This is a genomic window from Chitinispirillales bacterium ANBcel5 (genome assembly GCA_029688955.1).
Taxonomy (GTDB): Bacteria; Fibrobacterota; Chitinivibrionia; order Chitinivibrionales; family Chitinispirillaceae; genus Cellulosispirillum; species Cellulosispirillum alkaliphilum.
Genome location: JARUKZ010000012.1, coordinates 16,397 through 29,843, shown reverse-complemented (window position 1 = coordinate 29,843; position 13,447 = coordinate 16,397). Strand labels below are relative to the sequence as shown.

The window sequence follows — 13,447 nt, the reverse complement described above, 5'->3', positions numbered from 1 at the left end:
TTTACTTGTATGCTCTTGTCAAAACTACCTTTTCAAAATGCAGCCGATACTGTCTTGCTTCTGATTCTTAACTAAGGGTGCTCTTTAACATGAAACTACTACTTATTTGGCCCCAAATCGATCAGTCTCTTTTTAGCTACAAACCTCTGTTGGATATCTTTGGTGATAAGGGGCAGTTCTTTCCGCTTCCTCTTATTAGTGCTGCTGCCCATTTTCCGGAGCATTGGGAACTAAGACTTTTGGATATGCAATTTGAGCAGCTTTCTGAAAAGGACATCGGTTGGGCTGATTATGTACTGGTAGCTGCAGATAACCTTCAGATTGATTCATTGTTAAAAAATACCGATATCACCAGAGCAAATGCTAAAGTAATAGTGTTTGGGGAAGCTCTATCAGCTTTAGTTTGCCAAGGATTAGACCACATTACCATGGTAAAAGGTGATTTCGGAGAGATGAGTAAAACGTGCAGGGAAAAAACTGTAGCTGAAGAAATTACTGAAGACATGGTTTCTGGTAATCTAAAACAAACTTATGAAACTATTCCCTGTAATGAAACTTACCAATTTATGGTCCCCAGGTATGATTTGGTTGAGCCGCGATTATACTTTAGCCTCTCACTTAAACTATCCAAGGGGCAAGGAAGAAATTATCGTAGAAAACCTTTAAAGCAAATTGTTTCTGAGCTTGATATTCTCTATTCCTTAAGTGGTGGGTTTAAAAGCATATATCTAACTGATGATGATCTTATAGGTGATGTTAAGGAAAATAACGAGCGAAGAGAGCAATTTATATTACTGTTAGAGTATATTCACGATTGGCAGTGTAAAAATTCATTTCCATTTGACTTCTTTTTCCACGGTACACTATCCAGTGCTCACGATGAGTTAACAGGGGTCTTTAAAAAAATGGCAGATGCTGGAATTAGTATCATGCTCTTACCCCTTAATCGATGTCATCAAACAACATTTGGTGCTCAAAGCAGAGATGAAGTACAAAAAATATGTAGCAAGGTGGATTTTTTTCGAAAACAAGGGATCGGTGTATTCGGCAAGGTAACAATCGAATCGCATATTAAGGTAAGAGATGTTGATTTCTTTGCCCAATTAATTAAAAACACATCTATTCCGGTAGTATTCGTTGACACCTCATTGCATGGAAATGATGACCATAAGCTAAATGAGCAGATGCAACTACGCCTCCTAAGGGAAATATATCAGCCTTCAAAGTATTTTGCACGCTGTATAAGATGGATTAGTGAATGGAATGATGAATATGTTGCGAAAAGGATGACTGGTACTGTACGGGCAAATCAGGATTACAGACGAGTAATAAGGGGAATTATGCTGCAAGGGTTTAAGAGAAGGTATGCTATTTCGTATTGGTATTATTTAATTCAAGTACTAGTACGCTTTAGTTATAAGCCCGCCAGATTTTCGCTTGCAGTATTTTTGGGGTATATGTATGAAGTAATGTATGGGCAACTAATTGCTTCATACACAAAGCGCAAAACGATACCGCTTACATCACATCACAGTATTAAGAAAGAGGGCATAGAAGTAAATGGATGAAACACGCGAGATATCCTGTATTAGTACTTCAGAGCTGCTAAATTACGCGCGCGAGAAGGGAGTGGATCATGAGCTCCTTAAAGATGTTAGTGTTTCGAGGGAGATACTTGAAAACCAGTTTGAGTGGATCACTACCGATACCTGGGTAAAGCTTTTTAAAAATGCAGCAGAGGCTTTTGGTGGTGGTGATGATATATTCTTCAGACTGGGCAAAGAGATATTACAAAGAGAAGTTAATTCATTTCTATATTTATTCTTAAAAATTGCTCCTCTTGCTACTATTATAAAAGTTGTTCCAAAGTATGTTAAAAAATACACTAACAAAAATATTGAAGTCAGGGTTAACTTGCTAAGTGAGGGTATGGCGGAAGTTAGTTACATACCTTTAAAGAAAGATAAGTATGCCTATGAAATTTGTGAGTTTAATAAGGGCTTTACTGTAAAAACATTGGAAATAAAGGGATGCAGAAATGTAGAGCTTGTTGAACTTGAATGTGCTGCTAAGGGTAGTGCGAAAAGCTGTACCTATCAAATATCCTGGAAAAAAGGCAAAGGATTATTACAAAAGATTAATGAAATAGTAATACCAGGTTATAAAGAAAAGAATGAAATCATCAGACACCTTGAGAAAAATCATAGCAATCTTCAGAAGCAGTATTCAGAGAACCTTGCATTGAAAGATTTTTATTTTCATATAATGAATAATATGGGTGAGGGTATTGTATGGCTGAATTCCCAGGGTGTTATTACATTTGCTAATAAGGCTTTTTGTAGTATATGCGAATATTCTTCTGAAGAACTGTATACAAAGAATATATTCTCCTTATTTCCAGAAAAGGAGGCGGGCGGGCTTTATGATTACCTATTACATACCCGATGTGATGAAAAAAACAGTTACTCAAGACAACTTACTCTCATAAACAGTAGAAATGAGAAACAATTTGTAAGATTGAATATAGTTTGGGTAAAAAGTAAACATCGTTCACCCGGTTATCTTTGTACAGTGAAAGATATAAATGATCAGGTAAAAATTGAACGTCGGTTATATATGGTTGAAAACAGGTATCGTTCTCTTTATGAAAACTCCCCTGCAATAATCATAGGAATCGATTTAGAGGGATTTTTTATATATGCAAACAGAGCCATGGTGATTCAATCGGGATATAGTGAAGAAGAATTAAGAGGAATGCACTGTAAGGAGTTGCTTGGCCCTGACTCTCAAATAGATTTTTCTGAACTTGTTATCAAAAAAAGTGTAAAGTCTGAAATTCAGGAAGTGCATTTTAAAGCAAAAAACGGTGATTGGAAGGCTATTACACTTAATACATACCCGATCCTTGATGATACTGAAACGATAGCCGGGATTGCCGGAATCGGTGTAGATATTACAGAAACAAGGCGTCTCAATGAACAACTTCTGCGCACCCAGAGAATGGATTTGCTGGGGAAGATGGCAGGAGGACTTGCTCACGATTTTAATAATTTACTTGTGTCAATAGTAGGGTATGGACGTATGATCCAGGACCGTTCTTCAGAGGAAAAGATAAAAAATTATGCAGCGGTGATAGGAGATGCTTCAGAAAAGGCCGCTTCTTTGATTCGAAATCTTCTTACATTCAGTAGGGGAGAGATAGTAAAAAACAAGGAGTTTTCGGTTAATAATACTATTAAGGAAGTCGGGCTGCTTGTTTTACCTCTATTACCTAAAGCGGTAAAAGTGAAAATAGACTGTACAAATTACGATTGCAAGATATATGGTGATAGTGGGAAAATTCACCAATGTTTATTGAACCTATGTTTGAATGCAAGTGATGCAATGGGAAAAAGTGGTGGTAGCATTACGCTTAGGTCAAAAAAGTTAAACGACGCTCGTGTACGCATTGAAGTAGAAGATACTGGTAGTGGGATTTCTCCAGAGCATATTTCCAAGATATTTGATCCTTTTTTCTCAACTAAGGAAAAAGGAAAAGGAACCGGTTTAGGGCTTTCAGTGGTGTATGGGATAGTTAAGTCACATCACGGAGAAATACTTGTGGACTCAAAGCCGGGAGAGGGAACAATTTTTATTATAAATTTACCCTTAAGTAACATTAGAAGGCATCTGGAATCTTCGCAATTTCTACCTGTTGCACATAGGCGTATAGCACCTGAAAACGGGGAGGTACTAGTTGTTGATAATGATGATTTAATGGTTGGTTTTTGTCGGGAAATACTTTGCTCTTATGGATATAAAATTGTAGGGTTTACTTGTCCAAAGGATGCGCTTAACTGGTATTCAAACTATCATGATCGTATACAACTAGTTATAAGTGATATAGTCATGAATAATATCAATGGATTTGATCTTGTACGTAAAATGAAACAAATAAATAATGTGAAGGTACTTTTTATCTCTGGTTTTACTCCTCCTTCAATACATCCCCACCAAAATGAAAATATTCTTCTTAAGCCTTTTACATCTAGAGCTTTGATTGATGCAGTTAATGCACTGTAAATAAAATTTAATTCAAAATAGTTTTTTTTTGCTATAAAAGCCTTGATGTTTCTATCCCAAAATGGCATAATAAAAATTAGATATAGTATTGAGAAATATTAAAAATTCATTTGTAAAACTGCTCTTAAATGTAATAAGTTTATTCTGGTAGCAAAACAGTTACTATGTTCAAAATTACTTTGTAAATAAAGACAATAACTGTGCTAAGAGACAAGAAAAACAGGCAGAACAGTCTGCCTTTAAGTCGCCTACCAATATACTCAAAAAAAGGAGAGCAGATTATGAAAATGTCTACCGCAAAAATTGTTTCAAGCCAACTACCTTCAGGAATAATGTCTAAATACGGCAGTTTGTTATGCTACCTACTATCTTTTATGTCAAGGCCAAACGTGTACTCCGGAATGGCATTTAAATCAGAAAACGACCTTAGGTTAAAAGAATACAATATGAATGACATTGATGAAAGTGTGTTGGAAAAATTCAGGAAATTTTACTACTACGACGAGAATAACACTTTTTTAAAAAAGGAATATGAGTGTGATACCCAGTATTTCAATAATTCTTACCTGCATCTTGTAACCGATAAGCAAGAGAATGTACTTGGCAGTGTAATGGTAATCGCTTATACAAAACCAAAATCATTGCCCATTGAGCATGCTGTTATGAAGGATAAAGATGGAAATGATTTTGGAAAGTTTGATGCAAACGATTTCTGTAAAAGAAAACTTATTGGTGCTAATACAAACCATAAAATATGTGAAGTGTATAGATTAAAGAAGACACCATATATTCTGTCAAAAAAAGCTGACGTTGAAACTTCTTTTTTGCTTTTGGCGTCTATAATCGGTAAATTTTTATTAAAAAATTACCGGTATGCACTGATAACCTGTAGTCGAGAAAACAAAGGACTGCACAATCTATACTTAAAAAACTTATTGTTTAAATCACCAGGGTTATTTGCATACTATCCTCAGGATACCTGTGGATGGAATATTTTAACAATGGATTTTTGGAAGCAACAAAAAGTATACGCTAACTACGGAAGAAAACAATTCGCTACTGAGCTCTTTTTTCTATCACACTTTAGAAGAAAATCTTTTATGTTGGAAAGTGGTAGGCTCAGTCGTCCATTTTCTTTAGATGTAAGCAAGGTAAACAAAAATTAACATGCTGCTGATCCCTGTACTTTGATACTTTGGGGTAATGGTTAGTTTTGCGTTTCAACCAACACTTCACCAACCATTTCTGCTGCCTCATGGGGAACGCAAAAATAACGGTACAGGCCAGGCACATCAAATCGATAATCAAATATTTCCCCCGGAGCCAATGAACCTGAGTTTATTGGTTCTGCTCCCCGGGGGAGAATTACATTACTGTTATCTACTGCCAGGCCTGAATCTGCAGTTACAGTATGTGTAACCTGAGAAGTATTTATCCATCGCACGGTTTCACCTTCGATTATAGTCACATGATCGGGCTCAAACGTTACATCGGTCATTTCAATTGTTACCGCATATTGGACGGTGTCGTTTTCTGACAGTTGTTCTGTTTCTGTATCATTTGTATTGCAGCTAATTAGGGTGAATAAGCAGAAACTTAGTATAAGAATATTACAATATTTCATAACTATACCTCAAAATACAAATGTGGATCATTTTTTAGTTGTGTATTAAAGCATTTGGATCAACTTTAACTATTCTGTCATCATTTGGTTGTGGTGTACCTCGTCCATCACGATTACTCGTAGCTATATAGAGATACCCCTCATACAATACCACCTCCCGTAATCGTCCCAGCTCTGTTAAATGTTCAAATTCCTGGTCTGACTGCAAATCTACCCTTCGTAGTTGATTACCACGCAAACCGGTTACCAGTAACATGTTTTCATAGATAGCGATTCCTGACGGAGCAAGTGTAAACTCAGTATAACATCTGAATGCAAGACCTGTTTGATCACACGGTTCGGGCCACCCATAATCCATTCCCCTCTCGATTCTGTGAAGTTCATCTCTTCTTACCGGGCCGTGACTTGAAGCGTACAGCGTATCGTCTCTCCAGGCCAGCCCCTGAGGGTTTCTAAGCCCTAAAGCATAAACGTAATTGCCAAACGGATTATCACCGGGTACAGAACCGTCCTTTTCCATACGAAGGATTTTTCCTGCAAGGCTATTGGTATCTGCCGAAAGAGATGGATCGTTTGCATCGCCGGTAGTTGCATAAAGTAAGCCATCAGGGCCAAACTTGATTCGTCCGCCATTATGAATATTGGCGCCATCGATACTGTCTAATACAATGAATTCATCACTGAGAGAGCCATTTAGAGTAAAACGTGATATACGATTAAACATAGCTTGCTGCTGGTAGGTGTAGTAAAGGTAGATGTAATTGTTTTCATTAAAATCAGGATCTACGGCTACGCCCAGAAGCCCGGCTTCTCCCTGGTGAATAACATCTATTTGCCCAATTAACTCTGTTGTGTTATCTCTTTGGAGCTTCACCTCACCAGGTCTTTGGGTAAAAATCATCGAACCATCTGGTAAAAAGTCTATAGCCCAGGGGATTTCAAGCCCTGTAGCGATGTCGGTTACGGTAACGGTATTCTGGTTTGCATTTTCAGAGTTATTGAAAGAACAGTTACCGATAAACAGTAACAATAATCCTGAAACCAATTGTGTTCGCGTAATTTTTTTTTGTTTCATCTGGCTCACCCGTGCACTTAAACTGTGTTTAATTTTAATTCAGAGTAAAAGGTATAGGAGCAAAATTTGTTCCCCGGAAAAAAAAGCAGTAAAAGAGAGTATAATTTTAACATCTCCACATACTATATTAGTTTTTTACTTATCAGGTAATACACAATGGAATACAGTAATGTCTCACAGTAACACCGAGATTCAAGAACGTACAGAGAAAAAAAATGTTGTAAAGGGTATGGTTCAACCGGTATTGCGTTACCTGGACGATCGCTATGGTCCGGAGGTCACCGACCGAATACTCACCGATATTGATCTTGATCGCCTCTTTTTTGATGATCCTAACGGGTTTATGCCCATTGAGACCACCGACATTCTCTTTGAGAGTGCAAAAAAGTATACCGGGGACAATGATTTTCCTTATACAATGGGCCGCAATGTATTAAAGTACATGAATCCGCTTCAGGCGATAATGACAACCACGTTTGCGTCCCCCAGCCTTATTTTTAATAATTTGGAGCGAGTGGAGCAGAAGGTGGTGAAAACTACCCGGGTTAAAACCACTCGTCTTGGTCCTCATAAATTTCATATCCGGATCTCATTTGCTGATAACTATCGGGAACCCTTCTCAGCCTGCCGAAACCGTCAGGGTTCTTATGAGGCAGTTCCAACGATCTTTAAACTCCCGTATGCCAAAGTTGAACATCCAAAATGTGCATTCAGAGGTGATTCAAATTGTGAGTACATTGTCACAATTCCCCAAACGTGGTTTCAGTGGTTCTTTAAAGCTTCAGTGGCCACATTGGGTGCCGGCATTATCTCAGGGATAGGGTATTTATTAAACGGCACATCGGTTTTGGCTCTTTTGGCGGCTTCGTCACCTGTTTTCAGCATGCTTTTTTATGTTATTTATACGCGGAGGCGTTTTGCTGAAGGAATCAAATGGCTAAAAAATGCAGAGCACTCAATAGAGACGCAGAGTGAAGAGCTAAAACAGGATAGCAAGCGCACCAAATATCTTCATGATCTTACGGTAAAGTTAAACAGGGAAGTGCATTGCGAACCAATTTCAAGTCATGTTACCAAAGTACTTGTGGATAACTTCACCTATGATTCCTCCCAAATTTGGCTGAAAGAGGGAGATCGGTTTTTTTGTTCCGGGGTTGCGGGGTATGAGGGAAAAGTTCGGGAGGAGATCCTTTCCACAGAGTATTCAGTGACCGAGGGGCTAAAACACCCTGATGGTTTTATCGTGAGGGTGTTAAAGAACAAAGAAACGCTTTTGATTAATGATCTTAAAAAAGTGACCGCCGGTTTTACCATGCAGTCCAAGCAACTCTTCTCTTCAATGAAGATCTCTTCTGCGATAATTATCCCCCTTTCAGATCACCAGAAAGTGTTTGGGATGCTTGTTGGGATAAACAAAAACGGTAAAAAGGTTAGCTACACAGACAAGATCCTTTTTGAAACCATGACCCATATTGTTTCAAATTCGCTTCACAAAGCGCTGTTGTATGAAAGCATGGAAGAGAAGATAAGAAAAAGAGACCGGGAAATTAAGCGTCGCCAGGAGCAGGTCATTTTTACTCGTGAGATGACAATTCAGAATGAAAAGCTTTCAGCTATTGGGCAGATGGCTGCAGGTATTGCTCATGAAATCAATAACCCTTTGAATTTTCTTTTTAATATTGTACCTGAGCTTAGAGGCGATTTTCTCACACTTAAAAAAGTCGCAACGGTAGCCCAGAACAATTTAGATAATACAACAAAGCAAAATTTTGAACATTTGATGGAAGAATATCAGCTTGATACACATTTGGACGAAGTTGATGAAGTGTTTAACTATGTAGATAAGGCACTTAGTAAAGCAAGAAAAACTGCCAATAGTTTAAAAGTTTTTGCCAGAACAAGTGGCAACGATTCCGATACGTTACTGAATCTAAAAAGTGTGATTAATGATGCTATTGAGCTTATACCAGCCAAATATTTATCGACAGTTAATGTTGTTGTTGAAGTACCTGATGAAATTGAGCTTAGGATTAATCGTGTAGAATTTCAGCAAATTTTATTGAACTTACTAAATAATGCAATCGAGGCTTGTAATAACAATAAAAATATTAGGGTTGAGGCTCAAAGGAGTGCCGGAAAAATAGTAGTATCCGTTCGGGACTGGGGTAAAGGTATTTCTTTTGAACATGAAAAATCAATTTTTCGTCCGTTTTTTACTACAAAAGATACACATCTGCATACCGGCCTGGGGCTGACTGTGGCTAAAGAACTGATTAAGAAATATGGTGGGGAAATAGTATTTGAATCCGGGAACAAATCCGGTACTGTTTTTACTATTATTATGCCAGGGGCAGATGATAGAGGGTTATAATAAAAAGAGGTTTAGATCTTGAAAAAAGTTGGTAAACATATAAAACTGTTCAGTTTTTTTATGGCAGCAATTGCTGTGTACTTTTTAGTTGTCGGTTTATTCGTGTTTGAATGTGCCACCTATTTTTACGCATCCTATCTGTTTCTCGTTTTATTTTTGGTGGCCTATGTTTATCACAAAAAAAGCAATTACAGTTTTATAATAGAAAAAACCAGAGAAAAAACAGCTTTGATAGAGAATACTGCTGAGAAGGCCAGAGCCCAGAACCAGACGCTTCATTCAATACATGAGCTTGCTCTTGAGCTTTCCAATAAAACTAAAAAAGAAGATATCTACAGCAGTGTAACTAAAACTTTAGTAAAATCTTTCCGGTACGACTTAAGTCAGTTTTGGATGTTTGATCATGAATTAAAAAAACTTGTTTGTGTAGGCTTTTATGGTGATCAAAAAGCAAGGCTGGACCAAAGAGATAAGTATAACAAAGTATTACGTAAATACCTGACAAAGTGTTTTAATGAAGATAGCGAAAATAAAACACAGATAATTTGTGAAAACATGGAAGATACAACAGAAATTTTTCTTGAAAGTACTCTTTCCTCAGCAGTCATCAGCCCATTGGTTCACGGTGGTAAAACAATAGGAATACTTACCGCTGAGTACCACAAGGGTCAGGGTATAGGTGAATCTGACATTCAACTGGTCGATTCGATATCAAACACCACCTACGCTGCCTTGGCACAACAGGACATTATGCTTCTGGATGAAAAAGATAAAATTCTTGAAAATGTGAAAAGTTTAAATGAAAATGATGAGTTGCTTGTAAACTCTATCTCCTCTTTTGCGGGTGATACATTAATGAAAATAGAACTATTCTCTGAGATGGAAACAAAAATAGAGAATAGAACCAAAGAGTTAATCAGAACTCACGAGGAGCTACTTAAAGCAAGAGAGATGATCATTCAAAGTGAAAAACTTTCATCACTTGGAAGAATGGCAGCCGGTGTTATTCATCAGATAAATGATTCTTTAAATTTTCTGGTAAACATTGTTCCGGATTTAAAAACAGATCTCAAAGGACTGCAGAAAGTTTATGAGTTTTCACTCGAAAATATAAAAAACGAAGATGGTTTAGAAGAGATAAAAGACATTGCCACTGAGCAGGATCTGGATAGTCACTTAGAGGATATGTCTTTTATTTTCTCCCGAATAGAAAAGGCGCTTGGTAAAAGTTTATCGATTGCAAATAGCCTTGGGGTATTTACCAGCGCTTCAAATTCAGATGAGATACTCGAGGCTGATTTCTATTCCCTTTTAGATAATGTAATAAGCATGATTCCCCAAAAAAACAAAGCAGGGGTGGAGATTACGTTAGACCAGTCCTGCAAATTGAGGTGGAACATCAACCCCAACAGAATGGACCAGGTCTTTATTAATTTAATAAACAACGCAATTGACGCGATGAATGGAGAAGGAAAAATAGAAATATTTGGGGAAAGACACTCGCCTAATGGTCTTACGCTCCATTTTAAAGATAACGGACCTGGCATACCAGAAGAGATACAGAAAAAAATCTTTGATCCCTTTTTTACCACCAAGCCTGCAGGAAAAAGTACAGGGCTTGGCCTTGCCATCTCTGCTGAGATTGTTCGTCAGTTTGGTGGTGCCATATCCGTTACCTCAAAAAAGGGTATAGGATCACATTTTGTGATAAAGTTCTCAGAAGAACTCTTACCAGAAAAGATTGGTGCTTAAAATTTTATTCCATAAGGTTACGAATAATATTTAAGTACTTATCCCGATTTTTGTCAAAATCAACGGGTTTCTGAATAAAATCATAAAAGCGATTACCTCTTAGTGATTTATACATCAGGTTGTTATCATTTTCAGGGTTCCCTGTAATAAGCAGAAATTTCATATAGGGCTTTATTTTTTTTATGGCATCGCAGAGCTGGTTTCCGGTCATTCCAGGCATTACTTCATCGGTAATAACCACGGCTACATCTGGATTAGAGGAGACGAACTGCAATGCTTCCTTAGGATCATTAAAGAGCTTTAGGTTTAGATCTTTGTTGAATTTACGTTTAAAAATGAATAAGTTTTCCTCTTCATCATCTACGTATACCACAATAGGATTTTTAACAGGAGTGGCCAGTTGTGTTTTGAGGTGATTAAGTATGTCTATAAGAGATAGTGTGTTAAAAGTTTCTGGAACAAGAAGACTTTCCATATGCAGTTTACGACCGTCCAGGCGTATTTCAAGATCCCTTTGCAATTCAGCCAGCGACACTATGTCAAATCCAAAATCGGTAAGAGAGGTATTTAAATCTGTGTGCTCATCAAATCCCTTTATCTCCTCATTACTTTCTTTGACCTGGCTGACCGAAGATTTTAATATTTCGAGAATCTGTTCTGTTTGCATAAATACTCCAAAATTTTTTTGAGGATAATTTCCAAAAATTTAATTATATACTTTTTTTCACTTAAAGTGTATAATTTAAGTTAGTCTAAAATCATTAGGTTAAAAAAATTAAACCTGTAAAATAAAACGTTGTTGTAACAAAATAATTTCTTATAAAATATAATCAATTATATTGTACTTATGATTTTAAAAAAAGTATATATAATGGATTTACTGTTTTAAATAAGTTAAAGTTCTGGGAGATAATGACTTATGGACCTTAGGGAAAAGGTTGTTGGAATTGTTAAAAAGGAAATTGGGGTTGATTTAAGTAGTATTGATCCCGAAAAATCCTTCCGCGAACAGGTAGATATTGATTCAATGAAGTTTGTTGAACTGTATGCTGCTCTTGTTGATGACCTGCAGATTGAAATCCCTCCTGATATTCTCACTGCGGATACTCTTGATCAAATGTTTTCAATGATTGAAAAAGCGCCTAAATAAACCAGCTACTAAATTTTGATCACAAGGAGCTTTTTTCTTGAACTCTATTTTCAATGATAAGCTATATCCGCGTATCTTTTTCAATGAACGTTGGTACGAACCGGAAGAGGTACGTAGACAGGTAGAGGATTTTCAGCGAATTCTGGATAACAGATCCTCAAACAAAACTCCTTTTGTCTATTTGTTTGCCGAAAATAATATAAAGACCCTCATTGCTTATTTGGCTGTTATTCGTTCGGGCAGAGTAGCCGTTCTACTCGATCCGGCTTTAAGAACAATTGAAATAGCTGAACTGAAAGAAGATACTGCACCTGGAATAATTATTAGAATTGACTCATCGACTTCTGAATTCAATACCGATACCGAGGTTGAGTTTACGGATCTTTCCATAGAAGATAGTCAGCGTGAACAATTAAAAGACGTCTGTACGGTAGTTTATACCGCTGCTGAAGATGGGTATGCAAAAGGGGTAATGCTTACCGCTGAAAACCTCTACTATAATGCACTTGCATCAGCTGAAGCTTCATCTTTTAGCCCTTCGAGTATAAGCTGCGTTCTTTTACCGTATCACCATCTCTTTGCTCTTCAAACAGGCTTATTAGCGCCAATTGTAAGTGGAGCCTCTATTGTGGTGGTGGATATCTCAGATCTTAGACGTGTAAAAGGCTATCTTGAAATAATTAAGGAATGTAATGTAACACATCTTTATTCAATTCCGGTTCTTTATTATCTCTTTAGCGCAGTACCCAAAAGTGCTGATTATTTAAAAAGTATAAAGTTTTGTGTCTCCGGGGGGGCAAAGCTTCCTGAGGCTATCTTTAACTCTTTTCTGAAAAAGACCGGTATACCACTACATGAAGGATATGGTTTAACTGAAGCTGCACCAGTCTGTTCTGCCATGCGTTTGGGAGATGAAATAAAGATTGGGAGAGTAGGGAGGCCATCACTGCACTGTGAGATAGCCATTCTCGATGAGCAAGGTAATAAAGTTCCTGTCGGGACTGAAGGAGAGGTTTGTGTAAAAGGGAAAAACGTAATGAAAGGCTATTACAAACACCCTGAGCAGACCCGTACTACTTTAAGAGACGGTTGGCTCCATACTGGTGATTTGGGAATACAGGATGCTGATGGTTTTCTGACCCTGACTGGTTTAAAAAAGAGAATGCTTAATGTTGGTGGGAAAAATGTGTATCCTGCTGAAGTTGAGCGTTTTTTGAAGATGTGTCCTTTCGTTGAAAATGCGAAAGTCTACAGTGGTGAGTCCAGAATAATGGGTGATACAGTGACTGCTGATATTTCACTTAACGATAAATTGGATAATCCTGAAGAAGAGATACGAAACTGGTGTAATAAAAACTACGCTGCTTTTAAAATTCCTAAACAGTTTAATTTCGTAGATTAAAAATAAGGAAA

Annotated in this window: 10 protein-coding genes; 7 read left to right on the top strand and 3 right to left on the bottom strand. The window is 37.3% G+C overall.

Features of this window, described 5'->3' with window-relative positions:
* Positions 1 to 89: 89 nt before the first annotated feature.
* The 3 genes from QA601_08435 (at position 90) to QA601_08425 (ending at position 5,228) form a co-directional block, all read left to right on the top strand.
* On the top strand, positions 90 to 1,568 hold the full coding sequence (locus tag QA601_08435; GenBank protein MDG5815102.1) for a DUF4070 domain-containing protein: 1,479 nt from the start codon (positions 90 to 92) through the stop codon (positions 1,566 to 1,568).
* Positions 1,561 to 4,062: a PAS domain S-box protein gene (locus QA601_08430; GenBank protein MDG5815101.1), complete on the top strand. Its 2,502-nt coding sequence runs from the start codon at positions 1,561 to 1,563 to the stop codon at positions 4,060 to 4,062. Before QA601_08435 ends, QA601_08430 begins: the two co-directional genes overlap by 8 nt.
* Before the next feature lie 281 nt (positions 4,063 to 4,343).
* Entirely contained in the window at positions 4,344 to 5,228 is an 885-nt protein-coding gene (locus QA601_08425; GenBank protein ID MDG5815100.1) for a hypothetical protein, read from the top strand.
* A 41-nt stretch (positions 5,229 to 5,269) separates the two neighbouring features.
* On the opposite strand, the gene QA601_08420 is transcribed toward QA601_08425, so the two are convergent.
* Complete coding sequence (locus QA601_08420) at positions 5,270 to 5,686, bottom strand: plastocyanin/azurin family copper-binding protein (protein MDG5815099.1); 417 nt, start codon at positions 5,684 to 5,686, stop codon at positions 5,270 to 5,272.
* Positions 5,687 to 5,720: 34 nt separating this feature from the next.
* Entirely contained in the window at positions 5,721 to 6,761 is a 1,041-nt protein-coding gene (locus QA601_08415; protein MDG5815098.1) for a PQQ-dependent sugar dehydrogenase, read from the bottom strand.
* Positions 6,762 to 6,930: 169 nt separating this feature from the next.
* Here QA601_08415 and QA601_08410 point away from each other — a divergent pair, with 169 nt between their 5' ends.
* Together QA601_08410 and QA601_08405 are read left to right on the top strand one after the other, a co-directional pair.
* A complete protein-coding gene (locus QA601_08410) occupies positions 6,931 to 9,132 on the top strand; it encodes an ATP-binding protein (protein MDG5815097.1) in 2,202 nt (733 codons plus the stop codon).
* An 18-nt stretch (positions 9,133 to 9,150) separates the two neighbouring features.
* Positions 9,151 to 10,884, top strand: coding sequence for an ATP-binding protein (locus QA601_08405; protein MDG5815096.1), 1,734 nt, complete (start codon positions 9,151 to 9,153; stop codon positions 10,882 to 10,884).
* 4 nt (positions 10,885 to 10,888) lie between these two features.
* On the opposite strand, the gene QA601_08400 is transcribed toward QA601_08405, so the two are convergent.
* The gene (locus QA601_08400) at positions 10,889 to 11,551 is read right to left on the bottom strand and encodes a response regulator (protein MDG5815095.1); all 663 of its coding nucleotides are present in this window, start codon (positions 11,549 to 11,551) and stop codon (positions 10,889 to 10,891) included.
* 252 nt (positions 11,552 to 11,803) lie between these two features.
* Between QA601_08400 and QA601_08395 the strand changes: the two genes are divergently transcribed.
* Positions 11,804 to 12,034, top strand: coding sequence for a phosphopantetheine-binding protein (locus QA601_08395; GenBank protein ID MDG5815094.1), 231 nt, complete (start codon positions 11,804 to 11,806; stop codon positions 12,032 to 12,034).
* A 37-nt stretch (positions 12,035 to 12,071) separates the two neighbouring features.
* A complete protein-coding gene (locus QA601_08390) occupies positions 12,072 to 13,436 on the top strand; it encodes an AMP-binding protein (GenBank protein MDG5815093.1) in 1,365 nt (454 codons plus the stop codon).
* Positions 13,437 to 13,447 lie beyond the last annotated feature (11 nt).